Here is an 18,279-nt window from a genome sequence, read left to right on the forward strand (position 1 = left end):
AGGATTACGGAGCCACAGGCGCCGAAGTCAGGGAGCCGAGGTCGGTGTTGGCGCCGCACAGCACCACACAGACCCGCTCGCCCGGGGCGGGCCGGTAGCCGTACCCCCCGTCCTCCTGACCGGAGACGAGCGCCGCCAGCGCGGTCGACGCCGCGTGCTCCACGGCGATGCGGTGGTCCTCCCAGAGCGTCCGGCGGGCCGCCGTGATCGCGGTGTCCGTGACCAGGACCGAACGCACCCCCTCCTGACCGGCGGTGTGGAGGGCCATCGCGGAGGCGCGGGACGCGCCCAGCGAGTCGGCGGCGACCGAGTCGACCGGGACGTCCACCACGCGGCCCGCCTCCAGCGCCGCGTTCAGGGCGCGGCAGTTCTCCGGCTCGACCGCGACGACCCGTACGCCGTGGTGGAGGGCGGCGGTGGCCACACCCGTGAACAGGCCGCCGCCGCCCACCGACACCACCACCGTGTCCAGTTCGGGGAGCCGGGCGTGGATCTCCTCCATCAGGGTGCCGGCGCCGGCGGCGATCAGCGGATGGTCGTACGCGTGCGAGGCCAGCGCGCCGCTCGTGGCGGCGAACTCCGCGCACGCCGCCAGCGCCTCGCCGTAGGTGGCCCCGACCAGCCGCACGTCCGCGCCGTACGACCGCAGACGGCCGACCTTCACCGGCGGGGCCGTCTCCGGCAGGAAGACCGTCGCCCGTACGCCCTGCTGCCGCGCCGCCCACGCGCAGGCGAGCCCCGCGTTGCCGCCCGAGGCGATGGTCACGCCCGCGTCCGGCAGGGTGCCGGAGGCGCGGTGGGCGCGGAGGAAGTTCTGGGCGCCGCGGGCCTTGAAGCTGCCGGTGTACTGGAGGTACTCCAGCGCCAGCCACGTCTCCGCACCGGAGCCGGAGCCGTTGTCGATGCCGTTGTCGATGCCGGACGCGGGGGCGGGGTCCATCGGCGCCAGGGAGACGGGGCGTACCTGCCCGGCGACACGGTCCGCCGCCTGCTTGACGTCGTCGTAGGTGAGTCCGGACATGTGCTGCTCCTGCCGATGGGACGCTCGGTGGGACCGATGGACACCGTGAACCGTACGCCGCCCGGGACGGCGGAAAGCCGCCCGGGGCAGGGACACCCCGGGCGGCTTCCGGTGGGACGACGGTTCAGAAAGTGAGCTTGAAGCTGTTGAGCCGGCCCGTGTCCTGCGACGCGACATCCTGGACCTTCAGCGTCCAGGTGCCGTTGGCCACCTCGGACGAGGCGTTGACGTAGTACGTCTCGATCACGTTGTCCGCCGAGTCGCCGCTGCTCGACGCCTTCAGCCGGTACGACGTGCCGCTCGGGCCCACCAGGTCGATGACCAGGTCACCGCGCCAGGTGTGCGTGATGTTCACGTCGACCTGGAGGGTGGACGGGGCGTTGCCCGTGACGCCCGAGACGACGAGCGGCGAGGTGACCGCCGCGCCGTTGTCCGGGATGGCGACCGTCGTCGTGGACTCGAACGCCTGGCCCGTACCGCCGCCACCCGGGCGGGGGCCGACCGCGATACCGGCCCACGCGTTCTGCACGGCCGTGTACTCGGCGCTCGTGGTGCCGTACAGCTCACCGGCGACCGCGAGCGTGCCGGTGCGGGCCGCCGCGTAGTTGGTCGTGGAGGTGAACTTCGTGGAGAGCGCCTTGAACCAGATCTGCTCGGCCTTGTCCCGGCCGATGCCGGTCACCGGCAGCCCGTCGGAGGTCGGGGAGTTGTACGAGACCCCGTTGACCGTCTTGGCACCGCTGCCCTCGGAGAGCAGGTAGAAGAAGTGGTTCGCCGGGCCCGAGGAGTAGTGGACGTCGACACCACCGATGCCGGAGTACCAGTAGTCCTTGGAGGCGCCGTCCTTGCTCGGCTGGTCCATGTAGCGCAGCGGCGTGCCGTTGCCGTTGATGTTGATCTTCTCGCCGACGAGGTAGTCGCCCGGGTCGCTCGCGGTGTCGGAGTAGAACTCGACGGCCGCGGCGAAGATGTCGGAGGTGGCCTCGTTCAGACCGCCGGACTCACCGCTGTAGACCAGGCCGGCCGTGTTGGCGGTGACGCCGTGGGACATCTCGTGGGCGGCGACGTCGATGGAGGTCAGCGGCCTGGCGTTGCCGGAACCGTCCCCGTACGTCATGCAGAAGCAGGAGTCCTGCCAGAACGCGTTGACATAGCCGCTGCTGTAGTGGACGCGGGAGTACGCGCCGACGCCGTCACCGCGGATACCGGTGCGGCCGTGCACGTTCTTGAAGTAGTCCCAGGTCTCGGCGGCGCCGTACGCGGCATCGGCGCCCGCCGTCTCCAGGTTGGCGGGCAGACCGTTGCCCCAGACGTCGGTGGAGTTGGAGAAGAGCGTCCCGGTGCCCGACGTACCGCGGTTCAGGTTGTACGTACGGTGGTTGCCGCGGCCCCCGTCGGTGAGGTTGTACGTCGAGCCCGACGCGGTGGAGCCGAGGGTGACCTGGCCGCTGTACTGGGAGTTGCCCACACCGTTCTTGACGGCCTGCCACTCGTACAGCTTCTTGCCGGAGGACGCGTCGGTGACCACGTGCAGCTCGTTCGGGGTGCCGTCGTGCTGGAGACCCCCGACGACCGTCTCGTAGGCCAGCGTGGGTGAGCCCTGCGCCATCCACACGACCTCGCGCGGCGCGCGCTCGGCCGCGGTCTTCTTCGAACCCTCCGCGGCGGCGGCGTTCAGCGCCTGCTTCTCGGCGACCGCGGGCGCCACGTCGGCCGTGGTGTCCACGTTCGTGAGCGCCGCCTTGGACGCCTTGCTCACGGACTGCGTCGTGCCCGCCTTCGACGCGGCGACGACGAGGTCACCGCCGAGGACCGGCAGCCCCTGGTAGGTGCGCTCGTACCGGGTGTGCGTGGTCCCGTCGACGTCCTGGACGACATCGCGTACGACCAGCTTCTCCTGCGCGCCGAGGCCGAGTTCCCCGGCGGTCGCCGCCTTGGCCGCGTCGGCGTCGCGCAGCAGCGCGGCGCGCTGGGCGGGGGAGAGCGAGCGCGGCAGCGCGCCGGGGTCGGCCTTGCCGGCGACCGGCGCCGCGGGGGCGCCGTCCGGCTGCGCTACGGCGGTGCCGGCCTGCACGCCGACGGTGAGAAGGGCTGCTGCGGCGATCAGTGCGCCGGTGGCCGTGGCGCGCCGGCGGGGTCTGTGCGTGGGTCTCACGCGAACTCCTTCTGCGAGGGGGGACCGGGCGGCTCGGTGGGTCACCCGGACAGTGCACGCGGAGCTGTGTCGGGCTGTGGAGCGTGGTGTGGCTCGGTCGGACTCGGTGGTGCGGAGAACGGGGGAAGAGTGGCAGCAGTGACGCACCCATGTCAGGAGCGCGTCAAAAAGTTGGCCGGAATTCGTTCGCTGCCCGAAATTGCCTGTTCGTTAAGCGGACGTTTCGCCGATCATCAGGGCGCCGTGGCCACGCGTTCGTCCGGACCGGAAGGTGTGAACGGAGTGTCAACCGGACCAGGGTGGTCGCCCGACCTGATCCGGTCGCAGTGTGGCGTGTTCCTGACTGTGCTCCGGCTCAGACGGCGGTACTCCGCGCGGCCGGACGGGACGGGGGCACGGACGTCGTGGCCGCCGTCGGCCCCGTTGCCTCCGTGGTCCCTGCTGTCCCCGTCGGTTCCTTCGTCTTCGTCGGTTCCTTTGTCCCCGTCGGCCCGGGAGCCTGCCGGGCCCAGCGGGCCGCGATGACCGCGCACACCATCAACTGCATCTGGTGGTAGAGCATCAGCGGCAGGATCACCGGTCCCGCCGAGGCCCCGAAGAGCACCGCCGCCATGGGCAGCCCCGTCGCCAGGCTCTTGTTCGAGCCGCAGAAGACGATGGCGATCCGGTCCTCCCGGCCGAAGCCGAGCCGCCGCGCGACGCACGACGTCGTCACGAGCGCCAGCGCCAGCAGGGTCGCCGTCACACTCACCAGACCGATCAGCCGCCCCGGAGTGATCTGGTGCCAGATGCCCTCGGTCATGCCCCGGCTGAACGCGGTGTAGACGACGAGCAGGATCGAGCCGCGGTCCAGCAGGGAGAGCGGCTTCTTGTGGCGCCCCACGAACGCGCCGATCCAGCGGCGCAGTACCTGCCCCGCGAGGAACGGCAGCAGCAACTGGACGGCGATGGCGACCAGTCGGTCCGCCGAGAAGCCGACCGTGGAGCCGATCAGCCAGGCGGCGAGCAGCGGTGTGGCGACCATCCCGGCCAGGCTGGAGTACGTACCCGCGCAGATGGCGGCCGGCACATTGCCCCGGGCCGTGGACGTCAGCGCGATCGACGACTGGACGGTGGAGGGGACGACGCAGAGGAAGAGCAGACCGATGTGCAGTTGCTCGGTGAGCAGATACGGTACGACGCCGCCCGCGGCCACACCGAGCAGCGGGAAGAGCGCGAAGGTGCTCGCGCCCACGACGAGATGGAGCTTCCACCGGCGCAGGCCGTCCAGGGCCTCGCGGGTGGAGAGCCGCGCTCCGTAGAGGAAGAAGAGCAGCCCGATGGCGAGATCGGCGGCGCTCCCGACGGCCACGGCGGCACCGCCGGTCGCGGGCAGCAGCGCGGCGAGTACGACCGTACCGAGGAGGGCGGCCACGTAGGGGTCGACCGCCTTCCCCAGCCGGCCCGGCCAGGACAGCGGCCGGGACTCCTGAGTCACATCAATCACCTTCGCCGTCGTCGCCTTGCCACGGGGGGTGGCCGATCTGCGGAATCCATCCGAGGAGGGAGGGTGCGGGGCCGGCGGCCCGTGCGGGGGCCGGTGCGGGGGGAGGGGGTTGGGCCGGTGGGGACTCGGACGCGTCCTGATCCGACGGGGACGCGGGCGGGGACGCGGACGCGTTTGCCGGTGCGGGTGCCGGCCCGGAGTGGGGGCCGGGTGCGGGTGCCGCTGGTGGTGCGGGCGCCGGTGCGGGTGCCGGTGCCGGTGCGGTGCCGGTGTCCCCGGTGTGTACGTCGATCGCGCCGCCGCCCCCGTCGTGGTCGCTGCCCGCCGTCCCCTTGCTGCTGATCAGTGTGTTGAGCGTGCGGTCGATCTCCAGCCAGGAATCGGCATGGGAGTTGTCGATCACGACGAGTCCGACGTTCCGTCCGGCGACCGGGCCGGCCGTCGGCGCATCGTCGTCGTCGGCCTGGGCGACGGCGCCGCCGCACAGGATGCTCGCGCCCGCGACAGCGAGGACGCCCGCGGTGGAGCCGCGTGTCAGGCGGAATCCACCGGTGGTGTTCCGGTGCCGGCCGGTGCCGGCCCGGAAAAGGTTCGACGACACGAGGTTCGGCAGCCCCGCTCAGACGGAGGCGGGAACCGGTACGGAATTCCGGAGGTCGTGATGTCTGCTGATGTTCTTCTCCAGCAGTTCCGTGGCGCCCTTCACTCCGATGGCGCCGGTTTCCCGGGTGTCGGGCAGCCGCCCGTCCTCCATTTTCAGATCGATGAGCGCGCTGTCGATCGCACCGTGCGCGGCGAAAAGGCACGGCGTGCTGTAGATGGCGACATCGACGCCGAGTTCCGACAGTTCGGTGAGCGAGAGCCGCGGCGACTTGCCGCCCGCGATCTGGTTGAACAGCAGGGGCTTGTCGCCGACGACGGAACGGATCTTCCGGATCCACTCCACGCTGCGCACCCCGTCGACGAGGACGACGTCCGCGTCGGTCTCCGCGAGCGCCTCGGCCCGCCGGATGATCTCCGCCTCCTCCGTGGCGTCCGTACGGGCCACCACGAGCAGGTCCTCCCGGCTGCGCAGCACCAGGTCCAGCTTGGCCAGGTACTCCTCCAGCGGGAGGATCAGCTTGCCGTCCGCGTGCCCGCAGCGGCGGGGCCGCTTCTGGTCCTCCAGGATCACCCCGGAGGCCCCGGCGCGCTCCAGCCGCTGTACGACGTGGCAGGCGACCTCGGGGTCGACGTAGCCGTCGTCGATGTCCACCAGCATGTGGTGCTTGGGGAAGGCCAGCCGGAGCCGTTCGGCGAAGGCCACCATGTCGGGCCACGCGATGTATCCGATGTCGGGGAGCCCGTAGTGCGAGGCGGCGAACCCGAATCCGGAGACGAAGAAACCGTTGTAGTGCTGGGCCGCGATCGAGGCCGAGTACATGTCGTAAATTCCGATGAGCGGTGTGGTGCGCGGTGATTGAACCGCTTCTCGCAGGGCGTTGCCGTAGCGCATGGCTCTCCTCTGTCCGGAACGCGTTCTTCGACGCGTTCCGGGACGGGGTGTGCGGTGGATTACGGGAGAAGATTTACAGAACACAAAGAGCCGGTAACGCGACACACCGGAGTATTCCCCGGTTTGGCAAAATTTGATTATCCGTCCTGTCCGGATCTGGTTGTCCCGATCCGGTGGATTGGGCCCGGGATTGGGTCCTGGGGCCCATGACGTGTTCCGGTCATTACCCGTACTGTCGCCCGAACGGGGGGTGGGGCGAGGTGCGCCACCATGAACGGCCCTTTCACCGGGGCAGTTTGAGGTCTGACATGTCTTTCTACGGTGCTGTTCCACAGTCCATGCCCAAGTCCCAGTCCATGCCCAGGCAGCTCGTGGTGGCTCGCCTGCTGGTGTACGTCCTGTTCGGCGCGACGCTTCTCGGCGGTCTCGGGATCTTCCTGACCGCCGTCATGGTCGGTGCGGTGGACGGCAGGCTGATCGGGGTGGTGGCGTACGCGGCCCTCCCCGGCGTGGCCGGCTGGATGCTGGTGCGGCAGGCGCCGACCGGTGGGGTCCGGGTCTGGTGGGGGCTGGTCGCCGTCCAGGTGTGGCTGATCCTCGGCGGTCTGTCCACCATCGGTGACGGCTCCGGCCAGGGCTTCACCCAACTCCTGCTGCCCGTGGTGATCCTGGTGCTGCTGAGCCGGGTGCGGAGCCGCGAGTGGTTCACGCTGGCGGAGTACGAGCGGGCCGGGAGCCCGCGGTTCTCCTTCTCGCACATGATCACGTGGCGGCGCGACCGCGGGCAGACCGCGATGGAGTACCTCGGGCTCGTCCTCGTCGTCGTGGCGATCATCGGGGGACTCGTGCTCGGGGCCGCGCAGATCGGCGGCGGCGTCCAGGCCCGTATCTGCTCGGTCTTCGACATGTCCTGCGCCACGGAGGGCGGCGGGGGCGACGCGATCGAGGCGCGGGACGGCAATGAGAACCAGGAGAACCAGGGGAACCAGTCCGGCGGTACGGCGGACGGCGGCACCTCCAGCGGCGGTACGACGGGCGGAGCCACCGGCGGTACGGGTGGCACCGGCGGCACCGGTGGCACGGGTGGCGCCGGCGGAGCCGACACCTCCGGCGGTACGGCCGACGCCCCCGGTGGGTCCGAGGCCCCCGGTGACCCCGACGAGGCGGGCGACCCCACCGACCCGTACGAGCCCATCTTCGCCCCCGGCGAGGAGCACAAGGGCGACGAGGGCGGCGACGGCGACGACAAGAAGGCCGACTGCTCCGGCTTCTGGGGCTGCACCTGGGACAAGGCGGGGCAGGTCGGTGAGGGCCTGTTCGTCGACGGGATCGGGGGCGACCTCTCCGGCATGTTCAACACGGTCATCCACCCGGTCGACACCTTCAACGGCCTGATGGACTACGGCAAGTCGCTCGGCGACAAGTGGTCGGACGACTCGAAGGACGCCTCCGACAAGTGGGGCGACGGCGACTACCTCGGCGCGCTGGGCGACTGGACCGGTGCCTCGCTCAAGACCGGCGGCCGGGTCCTGGACGACATGTTCATCGGGGACGACGTCCGTGAGACCTGGAACCGGGGCGAGAAGACCCAGGCCGTCACCAACGTCGCCTGGAACATCGGTTCGCTCTTCATCCCCGGCTACAACGCCGCCAAGGTCGCCGGGAAGACCAGCAAGCTCGGCAAGCTGGGCAAGATCGCCCAGGCCATCGCGGACGGCGCGGAGAAGGCCAAGGGCGCCGCGAACAAGGCACGGAAGGCGGCGGGCCTCGGCGACTCCAAGGCCGCGCGCGAGGCGGCCGACGAGGCGCAGCGGCATGCCGACGAGGCGGCCAAGAAGGTCGAGGAGAAGGGCAGTTGCAGCATCGCGCTGGGCGGCGCCCGGCTCGTACCGTACGGCGGTGGCTCGTACGACGGCGGTGACGGCGGCCCGGCCGGTGTGGCCGGCTCCGGTACCGGGGTCCTCGCCTCGGCCCGTGCCTCCGTACCGCTGATCGTCCTCGCGGAGGGCGGCGGCACGAAGCGGTGCGAGGGGGCGGAGGCCGACGACGCGCGGGACGCGCAGAAGGAGGCCGACGACGCGGACCGGGCCGCCGACGGCGCCGAACTCGGCGACGCGGCCGACCGGGCGAAGCAGACCATCCTGGACGCGAAGAACAAGCAGAAGACGCCCAAGGAGGACCGCTACAACCTCAACGAGGGCGCGGTCGACAAGCTCTCCGCGAAGGCCAAGGACAACCCGGACCTCAGCCGTGGCGAGTTCGGCAAGGACGAGCTGGCCGCCGCGCTGGACGACCTCTCCGACATGCTCGGCACCAAGGGCATCGACAACCAGAGCCGCGGCTCCCTGGGTGCGACCGTCCTGAAGGCCAACGACCGCCACCAGCTCGCCGAGGCCATGGCCGAGGTCCGCGCCGCCAAGCGCGCCGCCGACCTGGAGGCCGCGCCCGGCACCAAGGTGTACGCGGCCGTCGGTGAGAAGAAGGGCCGCCAGTCGGTGGACCTCGGGGACGGCACCACCGTCGACCTCAAGGGCATCGACGACGCCGATGTCGTCTACAAGGGCAAGGACGGCAGCATCCACGTCTCGGAGGTCAAGAACACCGCCAACGCCACCACGCAGGCGTCCCTGCGCGCCCAGGCGGAGAAGCTCGGCAAGTGGGCCAAGGAGGACGGGGCGAACCCGCCCAGGGCGGCGCGCTACGAGATCCAGACCCAGAAGGACTGGGACAAGATCTTCGACGGCTTCCAGAAGGACAAGAAGACCGGCGCGATCCCTGAGGGCACCCCCGCGCAGACCATCGCGGACAACGGCCTCGGGGCCAGGATCGCCGGCCAGGACCTCACCCCCAAGCAGCTCAAGGACCTGGACGCCGCCTGGAACGGGAAGAGCGCGGCGGAGAAGCAGGCCGCGCGCGACTCGGGCAAGATGAAGGATCCCAAGAGCGCGATGGAATACCTGGGGGTGTCGTGACGACGACGGACGACGGCGGGAACGCCGGGACGCCACTGCTCCCCGAGGCGGTACGGGCCCTCCCGTACTCCTGGGGCGCCGGCTTCGGCTGGCCTCCGGAGACCGAGGAGAGCCCCGGGAACCTCGCGCTCGCCCGCACCGTACTGGAGGCATGCCTCCCGGCGGCCCCCCTCGCCGTGCCGGAGCCGCCCCCCGAGGTCCGCGCGAAGGACCTCGGCGAGGGGGAGGACCTGCCCGACTGGGTCGAGGCCAGGGCCGTGCTGCGGGCCCTCATGCCGTACGCGCGCGACGTGACCCGGGAGCGCATGGCCGAGGCCGAGGCGCGGTGCGCGCGGGCGGGCCTGGACACCACCGACTTCACGGCGCGCTGGACCCGCCGTATCTCCGCCTGGATCGCGCAGGAGGTGCTGCGCTGGTGCGGCCTGATGGTCGACGACACCACGGCGCTCACCCCCTGGGCGACCGACCTCGCGGAGCGGTACGCGCACCGGGGCGTCGCCGCCGAACAGGCCGTATGGCTGCTCCGCCTCACCCCCGAACTACCGGGCAGCCACGAGGCCCTGACCCGGCTGGCACACGACGGGGGGCTGCCGGCCGAGGTACGGGAACTGGCCGCGGAGGCGGACACCGGGGCCGGGTCCGGGCGCTGAAGCCCCGCCGGGGGATCGCGGCCCCCGGCGAGGTCAGTGCGGCCGGTCGCCCGCGGTGACGGCCTTCAGCTCGGCCAGCGAGTCCCGGACGAGCTCCGACAGGTCCTCGTGGCCGGTTCCCCCGATCCAGCGTTCGAACGCGATCTTGAAGACGGCGGTGCCCGCCTCGGCGGCCAGGCTCGCGGCCGGGTCCGCGACGCCGCGGTGGCGGAGGGCTTCGGCGAGCGCGGCGGACAGGGAGGCGAGTTTGATCAGCTCGCGCTCCTGGAGTTCGGCGTTCGCCGCGATGACGGCCTGGCGCCGGCGGGACTGCTCGCGGCGGTCCCGGAAGAGGTCCCCGGTGACCTCCAGCGCGGCGCCCACCGCGTCGATCGGCGCGGTGGCATCGGGGACACGGGTGAGGGCGTCCAGGATGTGCTGTTCCAGTGAGCCCGCGCCCGCGAACAGGACCTCGCGCTTGTCGGCGAAGTGCCGGAAGAACGTGCGCTCCGTGAGCCCCGCGCGCCCGGCGATCTCCGCCACGGTCGTCTGCTCGAATCCGCGCTCGCCGTAGAGCTCCAGCGCGGCCTGCTCGATCCGCCCGCGCGCGTTGGGCTCCCATCGGCTCATACGCTGATCCTACGCGAGGGCAGTGGCTGACATCACCTCGGCAGCATCATCGCACCCGGCGGGCCCGCCGCCGGGCGCCGCTCAGGCCAGGCTGTCCCGCCACGCGCGGTGCAGACCGGCGAAGCGGCCCGTGCCCGCGATCAGGTCGGCCGGGGCGCCGTCCTCCACGATGCGGCCGTGCTCCATCACCAGGACCCGGTCCGCGATCTCGACCGTCGACAGACGGTGGGCGATGACCACCGCCGTACGGCCGTGCAGCACCGTGTCCATCGCGCGCTGCACCGCGCGCTCGCCCGGGATGTCCAGCGAGCTGGTCGCCTCGTCCAGGATCAGCACCGCCGGGTCGGCGAGCAGCGCGCGGGCGAACGCGACCAACTGGCGCTGCCCCGCCGAGATCCGGCCGCCCCGCTTGCGTACATCCGTGTCGTAGCCGTCCGGCAGACCGCTGATGAAGGCGTGCGCGCCGATCGCCTTCGCCGCCGCCTCGATCTCCGCGCGGCCGGCGTCCGGGCGGCCGATGGCGATGTTCTCCGCGACCGTGCCGGAGAAGAGGAACGCCTCCTGGGTCACCATCACCACCCCGCGCCGCAGCTCGGGCGTGTCCAGCTCGCGCAGGTCCACGCCGTCCAGCAGGATCCGGCCCTCCGTCGGGTCGTAGAACCGGGCCAGCAGCTTGGCCAGGGTGGACTTGCCCGCGCCCGTCGAGCCGACGACCGCGACCGTCTGGCCCGCCGGGATGGTCAGATCGAAGCGGGGCAGGACCTCGCCGCCCGTGCGGTACGCGAAGCGCACCCCCTCGAAGACGGCCGCCCGGCCCGGGAACCCGCCCTCCGTCGCGGGCAGTTCCCTCGGCCGCTCCGCCTCCGGCACGGACGGGGTCTGGGCCAGCAGGCCCGCGATCTTCTCCATGGAGGCGGCGGCCGACTGGTACGAGTTGAGGAACATCCCGAGCCGGTCGATCGGGTCGTACAGCCGCCGCAGATAGAGCGCCGCCGCCGCGAGCACCCCGAGCGGCAGAGTGCCGTCCGCCACCCGGTAGGCGCCCCAGAGGACGATCCCGGCGACGGCCGTGTTCGCGACGAGCCGGGAGCCGGTCACATAGCGGGCCATCTCCAGGATCGCGTCGCCGTTGCTGCGCTCGTGACGGTGGTTGAGCGCACCGAAGTCCGCGTCGTTGGCGCGCTCGCGCCGGAACGCCTGCACCGGCCTGATGCCGTTCATCGTCTCCGCGAACTTCACGATGACGGCCGCGATCGCGGTGGAGCGCCGGGAGTAGGCCAGGGCCGCCCGCCGCTGGTAGAGCCGTACCAGCAGATAGAGCGGTACGAAGGACGCCACGGCCACCGCGCCGAGCCCCACGTCCAGGTAGAGCAGCAGCGCCGAGATGTAGACGAAGGCCAGCACCACGGCGATGAGTTCCTGAAGGCCCTCGCTCAGCAGCTCGCGCAGCGACTCCACATCCGTGGTCGACCGGGAGATCAGCCGCCCCGAGGTGTACCGCTCGTGGAAGTCGACGCTCAGCGCCTGGGCGTGGCGGAAGATACGGCCGCGCAGATCGAGGAGCACGTCCTGGTTGATCCGGGCGGAGGCCCGGATGAACGCGTACTGGAGGGCGCCCGACCCCACCGAGCAGATCAGATACCCCGCGCCGACGGCGTACAGCGGCCCGTACTCCCCGGCGCGGAACGCGGGCACGCCCCGGTCGATGGCGTACGCGACGATCAGCGGCCCGGCCTGCATCACGGCCTGCTGGAGCAGCAGGAGGAGCGCGGCCACCGCCACCCGCGTACGCCGCGCGCGCAGCAGGGACCGCAGCAGCGCGCCGGTGGCGCCCGGGGGCGCGGGCAGCGCGTCCTTCCCGAAGGGGTCGTCCGGGCCCGCCCCCGCACCGGCCGGATCGGGCGCGGGCCCCGACGACGGCGGGGGCGACGGCAGGGGCGCCTCGACCGGATCCGGCTCCGGGCCGTGCGCGTCCGTCGTGGTCGACGTCGTCATCGGACACTCTCCTCAACGGGCTCCGAGGCGGGCTCCGAGGCGGGCTCCGGGGCCGGCTCCGGGGCGGGCTCCGAGGCCCCCGACATCAGCCACGCGTACTCCGCGCTGCTCCGCAGCAGCTCCTGATGCGTCCCCACGGCGGCGATCCGGCCCCCGGAGATCAGCGCCACCCGGTCGGCGAGCAGCACCGTCGACGGCCGGTGCGCCACGACCAGCGCCGTCGTCTCCCGCAGGACCCGCCGCAGCGCCGCCTCCACCCGCGCCTCCGTGTGCACGTCCAGCGCGGAGAGCGGGTCGTCCAAAACGAGGAAGCGCGGCCGGCCGGCCACCGCCCTGGCCAGCGCGAGCCGTTGGCGCTGGCCGCCGGAGAGGCTGTGGCCCTGCTCGCCCACCTCGGTCCGCGCGCCGTGGGGCAGCGCCTCGACGAAGTCCGCCTGCGCCACGTCCAGCGCGCGCGGCAGCGCGTCCGGTCCGGCGCCCGCCGCGCCCATCAGCACGTTCTCCCCGACGGTGGCCGAGAAGAGCGTGGGCTCCTCGAAGGCCACGGACACCAGCTCCCGCAGCCGCCGTCTGGGCAGCTCCGTGATGTCCTGCCCGTCCAGGGTGATCCGCCCCGCCGTCGTCTCGTGCAGCCGGGGTACGAGCGCGGTCAGCGTCGTCTTGCCCGACCCCGTGGCGCCGACCAGCGCCATCGTCTCGCCGGATCTGATGTGCAGATCGACCCGGTCCAGGACGGGCGCGGAGTCGGCGGCGGCGTCGGGGTAGCGGAACGAGACCCCCTCGAAGCGCAGCCCGCCCCCGGGGCCGCCCGGGTCCGCCGCGAGGACCCCGGCCGCCGGCTCCTGCTCCGCCGGCGTCTCCGGCTCCTCCGGTTCCGTTTCCTCCCGTACGTCCATCACCTCGAAGTACCGGTCGGTCGCCGTCGCCGACTCCTGGCTCATCGCCAGCAGGAACCCGATCGACTCCACCGGCCAGCGCAGCGCCAGAGCCGTCGACAGGAACGCCACCAGCGTGCCCGCCGAGAGCCCGCCGTCCGCCACCTGGATCGTGCCCAGCACCAGCGCCGCGCCGATGGCCAGCTCGGGAACGGTCATGATCACGGCCCAGATGCCGGCCAGCAGCCGCGCCTTGCCCAGCTCCGTCGCGCGCAGCCGCCGCGCCAGCTCACGGAAGGCCAGCGCCTGGCTGCGGTGGCGGCCGAACCCCTTGATGATCCGGATGCCGAGCACGCTCTCCTCGACCACCGTCGTCAGATCGCCGACCTGGTCCTGCGCCTTCCGCGCGACCAGTGAGTACCGCGTCTCGAAGAGCGAACAGACGATCACCAGCGGGACGACGGGGACCAGCAGCACCAGCCCCAGCGACCAGTCCTGGAGCAGCAGAATGACAAAACCGACCAGGATCGTCGTCGCGTTGACCAGCAGGAAGGTCAGCGGGAACGCCAGGAACATCCGGAGCAGCATCAGGTCCGTCGTGCCGCGCGACAGCAACTGGCCCGAGGGCCACCGGTCGTGGAAGGCCACCGGCAGCCGTTGCAGATGGCGGTAGAGATCGGCGCGCATCGCCGCCTCGACCCCCGCCAGCGGCCGGGCCACCAGCCACCGCCGCAGCCCGAACAGCAGCGCCTCCGCGACCCCCAGCGCCAGCAGCGCCAGCGCGCCGAGCCAGACGCCGCCGGGGTCCCGGTCCTTCACCGGGCCGTCCACCATCCACTTCAGGACGAGCGGCATCACCAGCCCCAGGCACGAGGCCACTATCGCGACGACCGCCGCCGTCGCGAGACGCCTGCGCACCGGTCGTACGTACGGCCACAGCCGCAGCAGCGAACGGACGGAGGAGGACCGCTCCCCGGGGCGTTCCCCGGACCGGTCCTCGGCGGGTGTGTCTGTCTCGGTCATCAGAGCGAGCCTACGGTCCGCCACTGACAACGCTCATGTGGTTTTCCTGCCACTCTCGTCCGGTCGTACCAGCACATCAACTGATCGGATGATGGCGAGTCGAGCGCGATGGCCGATGCCGCCCGTCCCCGCCGCACGGAACCCTCGTACGCATGGCGATCATCGAAGTGAACGGCCTGCGCAAGGCGTACGGCGGCCGAACGGTGGTGGACGGCGTCTCCTTCACCGTGGACGAGGGGGAGATCTTCGGGATCCTCGGACCCAACGGCGCCGGGAAGACGACCACCGTCGAATGCGTCGAGGGCCTCCGGATCCCGGACGGCGGTACGGTCCGGGTCGCCGGGCTCGACCCGGTCGCCGAACACGACCTCGTGACCCGGACCCTCGGCGCACAGCTCCAGGAGAGCGAGCTCCAGGCCAAACTGACCGTACGGGAGGCGCTGGAGCTGTACGCGGCCTTCTACCCGGAGCCGGCCGACTGGCGGCCCCTGGCCGAACGGCTCGGCCTGACCGCCCGGCTGACGACCCGGTTCGCGAAGCTCTCCGGCGGCCAGAAGCAGCGGCTGTTCATCGCCCTCGCGCTGATCGGCAACCCGCGCGTGGTCGTCCTCGACGAGCTGACCACCGGACTCGACCCGCGCGCCCGCCGCGACACCTGGAGCCTGATCGAGGAGGTACGGGACTCCGGCGTGACCGTGTTGCTGGTCACCCATTTCATGGAGGAGGCCCAGCGCCTCTGCGACCGTATCGCCGTGATCGACCACGGCCGGATCGCCGCCCTCGACACCCCGTCCGGGCTGATCGGCCGCTCGGCCGCCGCCACCGTCATCTCCTTCACCCCCTCCGCGCCGCTCGACGACACCGAACTGGCCGCGCTGCCGCAGGCGGTCTCCGTCGACACACGGGGCGACCGCGTGGTGATCAACGGGACGGACGACACCGTCAACGCCGTGATCACCCTGCTCGCCCGGCACCGCGTCACCGCGCACCAGCTCCGGGTCACCGAGGCGACCCTGGACGACGCGTTCCTCGACCTCACGGGGACGGCGGACACCACCGCCCCCGCCCCCGCGACCCCCGCCGGAAAGAAGACCTGAGCCGATGCCCGCCCCTGCCACCCCGCGTCCCGCCATCCCTCCCCGTTCCGCCGCCGCTGTCGCTGTCGTCAGGGCCGAGGCCCAGCTCTTCCTCCGCGAGCCGGGAAGCCTCTTCTGGGTCGTCCTCTTCCCGACCGTCCTGACGACGATCCTCGGACTGATCCCCTCCTACCGCGAGCCCTCGGACGAGCTCGGCGGCCGGCGCGTCATCGACCTCTACGTGCCCATCGGTGTTCTGCTCGCCATGATCATGTCCGGGCTCCAGGCCATGCCGCCCGTCCTCACCGGCTACCGCGAACGCGGCATCCTGCGCCGGATGTCGGCGACCCCCGTACGGCCCGCCTCCCTGCTCGGCGCGCAGATCGTGCTGCACGGGGCCGCGGCGCTCTGCTCCGCCGTCCTGGTGATCGTCGTGGGCAGAACCGCCTTCGGTGTCAAGCCGCCGGGCCAGCTCACCGGTTACGCGCTGGCCCTGGTCCTCGCCACGGTGAGCGCCCTCGCGCTGGGCGCGGTGGTGTCGGCGGTTTCCCGTACGCAGAAGATCGCCGGGGCCGTCGGCTCCGCCGCCTTCTTCCCCGCGATGTTCACCGCGGGGGTCTGGATGCCGGTGCAGACGATGCCGGGCACCCTGCGCCACCTCGTCGAACTCACCCCCTTCGGCGCCGCTTCCCAGGCGCTCGACCAGGCGATGCGCGGCGACTGGCCGGGCTGGGGCCATCTCGGGGTGACGGCGCTGTGGGCCGTGGTGCTGACGGCCGGGGCGGCCCGCTGGTTCCGGTGGGAGTGAACGCCGGGGTGGGCCTCGGGGTGAACAGTGGGGTGTCCGGGTGAGAGCGGCCACCGCGGCGGCACGCGGGCACACTGGGGAGATGTCCGGCCCCCCGACCTCCCCGACCACCGAGACGACCCCGACGACCGAGACCACCCCGACCACCGCGCCCGCGCCCCTGCCTGTGTCCGTCTCCGTCTCCGTGGAGGAGCGCTGGGAGCAGTTCTTCCGCTGGGGCCCGTACGCCACGCTCGCCCTCTCCACCGGCATCTCGGCCCTCGTCGACAGCCACCGCGCGCCCGTCCCCAGCGCCGCGCTGCTGCTCGCGGCCCTCGCGCTCCAACTGTGGTGGCACCGGACCCGCGGCCGGGTGCCCGTGCAGTCCCGGCCCGCGCGGGCGTACTACGTGGCCCGTACGGCCCTCGCGTTCGCGCTCGCCTGGCTGCACCCCTTCTACTCGATCTACGCCATCCTCGGCTATTTCGACGTCGACCGGCTGCTGCCCCGGCGGTACGCCCGCACCGGCATGTTCGTCACCGCCGTCACCATGGCGGGCGCGCAGTCGGGCGGGCTGCCGCCGACGTCCCCGCTCCAGGCGTTCGTCCTCGGGGCGCTCTTCCTGCTGCACTGCTCCCTTGTCTTCATCTTCGGCCATCTCGCGACCCGGGAGGCCGAGAACGTACGGGAGAAGGCCGCCACGATCGCGGAACTGGAGCGCACCAACGCCCGGCTGGAACAGGCCCTCACCGAGAACGCCGCCCTCCAGGCCCAGTTGCTCGTCCAGGCGAGGGAGGCCGGTGTCGCCGACGAGCGCCGCCGGCTCGCCGCCGAGATCCACGACACCATCGCGCAGGGCCTGGCCGGGATCATCGCCCAGCTCCAGGTGGTCACCGCCACCCCCGACCACGCGCTCGCCCGCCTTCATCTGGAGCGGGCCGCCGACCTCGCCCGGCACAGCCTCGGCCAGGCGCGCAGATCCGTACAGAACCTCGGCCCGGCCGAGCTGGAGCACGACACGCTCCCCAAGGCGCTCCGGAAGACGGTCGCCACCTGGGCCGAACGCTCCGGGCTGCGGGCCGGGTTCACCGTCACGGGTACGGAGGAGCCGCTGCACGACGAGGTCGCGGCGACCCTGCTCCGTATCGCCCAGGAAGCCCTGGCCAACACCGCCCGGCATGCGCAGGCGCGCCGCGTGGGCGTCACGCTCTCCTACATGGGCGACGAGATCAGCCTCGACATACGGGACGACGGCCGCGGCTTCGACGCGCTCGCCCCGCCCCCGCGCTCCGGTACGGGCGGCTTCGGCCTGGCCGGGATGCGCGCCAGGGCGGAACGCCTCGCGGGCACGGTCACCGTCGAGTCGGCGGCGGGGGAGGGGACGGCGGTCTCGGCTCGCGTACCGTTGGTGCCCCATGGCTGACAGGACCGGCGGGACCGGCACACCGGACAGGATCATCACCCTGATCGTCGTCGACGACCATCCGGTCGTACGGGACGGTCTGCGCGGCATGTTCGAGTCCGCGCCCGGCTTCCGGGTGCTCGGCGAGGCCGCGAACGGTGTCGAGGGCGTCGCGCTCGCCGTCCGTCTCGACCCCGACGTCGTCCTGATGGACCTGCGGATGCCGGGCGGCGGCGGGGTCGAGGCGATCGCCGAACTCACCCGCGGCGGCGCCCGCGCCAGGGTCCTCGTCCTCACCACGTACGACACGGACTCCGACACGCTCCCCGCGATCGAGGCGGGCGCGACGGGCTATCTGCTCAAGGACGCGCCCCGCGAGGAGCTGTTCACGGCGGTACGGGCCGCCGCCGACGGCCGTACGGTCCTCTCGCCCGCCGTCGCCTCCCGCCTCGTCTCCCACGTACGGGCCCCGGCCGCCGGGGGGCGAACCCCTGTCGGCGCGTGAGCGCGAGGTGCTGGGCTGGGTCGCCAGGGGCACGCCGAACCGCGAGATCGCCGTCGAACTGTTCATCAGCGAGGCCACGGTGAAGACCCATCTCACCCATCTCTACGCCAAGCTGGGCGTGAAGGACCGCGCGGCGGCGGTCGCGGCCGGCTACGACCGGGGCATCCTCGGCTGACCGCACATCACCGCACCGTCCCTGACGCCCCCCGTCCCCGACCCGCCCGTCCC

General features: G+C 72.2%; 13 protein-coding genes and 1 pseudogene. 6 read left to right on the forward strand and 8 right to left on the reverse strand.

What is annotated here, in order from left to right:
- Positions 1-4: 4 nt before the first annotated feature.
- The 5 genes from ACIO3P_RS34500 to ACIO3P_RS34520 form a co-directional block, all read right to left on the reverse strand.
- Positions 5-1,021: a threonine/serine dehydratase gene (locus ACIO3P_RS34500; RefSeq protein WP_401850988.1), complete on the reverse strand. Its 1,017-nt coding sequence runs from the start codon at positions 1,019-1,021 to the stop codon at positions 5-7.
- A gap of 124 nt (positions 1,022-1,145) precedes the next feature.
- On the reverse strand, positions 1,146-3,176 hold the full coding sequence (locus tag ACIO3P_RS34505; RefSeq protein ID WP_329829595.1) for a M4 family metallopeptidase: 2,031 nt from the start codon (positions 3,174-3,176) through the stop codon (positions 1,146-1,148).
- 355 nt (positions 3,177-3,531) lie between these two features.
- On the reverse strand, positions 3,532-4,662 hold the full coding sequence (locus tag ACIO3P_RS34510) for a bile acid:sodium symporter family protein (protein ID WP_401850986.1): 1,131 nt from the start codon (positions 4,660-4,662) through the stop codon (positions 3,532-3,534).
- Positions 4,655-5,263: a hypothetical protein gene (locus ACIO3P_RS34515; RefSeq protein WP_401850984.1), complete on the reverse strand. Its 609-nt coding sequence runs from the start codon at positions 5,261-5,263 to the stop codon at positions 4,655-4,657. The genes ACIO3P_RS34510 and ACIO3P_RS34515 overlap by 8 nt, the downstream gene beginning before the upstream one ends.
- 18 nt (positions 5,264-5,281) lie before the next feature.
- Complete coding sequence (locus ACIO3P_RS34520; protein WP_329829598.1) at positions 5,282-6,157, reverse strand: isocitrate lyase/PEP mutase family protein; 876 nt, start codon at positions 6,155-6,157, stop codon at positions 5,282-5,284.
- 338 nt (positions 6,158-6,495) lie between these two features.
- Between ACIO3P_RS34520 and ACIO3P_RS34525 the strand changes: the two genes are divergently transcribed.
- Positions 6,496-9,129 carry a hypothetical protein gene (locus ACIO3P_RS34525; RefSeq protein ID WP_401850982.1) on the forward strand — a complete coding sequence of 878 codons (2,634 nt, stop codon included), beginning with the start codon at positions 6,496-6,498 and terminating at the stop codon, positions 9,127-9,129.
- Positions 9,126-9,779, forward strand: a complete 654-nt coding sequence (locus ACIO3P_RS34530; protein ID WP_329829600.1) for a hypothetical protein — start codon at positions 9,126-9,128, stop codon at positions 9,777-9,779. The genes ACIO3P_RS34525 and ACIO3P_RS34530 overlap by 4 nt, the downstream gene beginning before the upstream one ends.
- Before the next feature lie 33 nt (positions 9,780-9,812).
- Here the strand turns inward: ACIO3P_RS34530 and ACIO3P_RS34535 are convergent, their stop codons facing one another.
- From ACIO3P_RS34535 to ACIO3P_RS34545, 3 genes are all read right to left on the reverse strand, one after another.
- A complete protein-coding gene (locus ACIO3P_RS34535; protein ID WP_401850979.1) occupies positions 9,813-10,388 on the reverse strand; it encodes a TetR family transcriptional regulator in 576 nt (191 codons plus the stop codon).
- A gap of 81 nt (positions 10,389-10,469) precedes the next feature.
- Positions 10,470-12,383 carry an ABC transporter ATP-binding protein gene (locus ACIO3P_RS34540; protein WP_401850977.1) on the reverse strand — a complete coding sequence of 638 codons (1,914 nt, stop codon included), beginning with the start codon at positions 12,381-12,383 and terminating at the stop codon, positions 10,470-10,472.
- The gene (locus ACIO3P_RS34545; RefSeq protein WP_401850974.1) at positions 12,380-14,281 is read right to left on the reverse strand and encodes an ABC transporter ATP-binding protein; all 1,902 of its coding nucleotides are present in this window, start codon (positions 14,279-14,281) and stop codon (positions 12,380-12,382) included. Before ACIO3P_RS34545 ends, ACIO3P_RS34540 begins: the two co-directional genes overlap by 4 nt.
- Positions 14,282-14,433: 152 nt before the next feature.
- On the opposite strand from ACIO3P_RS34545, the gene ACIO3P_RS34550 reads away from it, so the two are divergent.
- From ACIO3P_RS34550 to ACIO3P_RS34565, 4 genes and pseudogenes are all read left to right on the forward strand, one after another.
- Positions 14,434-15,378, forward strand: a complete 945-nt coding sequence (locus ACIO3P_RS34550; RefSeq protein ID WP_401850971.1) for an ABC transporter ATP-binding protein — start codon at positions 14,434-14,436, stop codon at positions 15,376-15,378.
- Positions 15,379-15,382: 4 nt separating this feature from the next.
- A complete protein-coding gene (locus ACIO3P_RS34555) occupies positions 15,383-16,165 on the forward strand; it encodes an ABC transporter permease (protein WP_401850969.1) in 783 nt (260 codons plus the stop codon).
- Between the two features lie 166 nt (positions 16,166-16,331).
- Positions 16,332-17,567 carry a sensor histidine kinase gene (locus ACIO3P_RS34560; RefSeq protein ID WP_401851733.1) on the forward strand — a complete coding sequence of 412 codons (1,236 nt, stop codon included), beginning with the start codon at positions 16,332-16,334 and terminating at the stop codon, positions 17,565-17,567.
- A pseudogene (locus tag ACIO3P_RS34565) lies at positions 17,560-18,226 on the forward strand (response regulator). The gene ACIO3P_RS34560 and the pseudogene ACIO3P_RS34565 overlap by 8 nt, the downstream one beginning before the upstream one ends.
- Positions 18,227-18,279: the final 53 nt, after the last annotated feature.

The organism is Streptomyces sp. NPDC087310, assembly GCF_044744405.1.
In the GTDB taxonomy this organism is placed as follows: Bacteria; Actinomycetota; Actinomycetes; order Streptomycetales; family Streptomycetaceae; genus Streptomyces.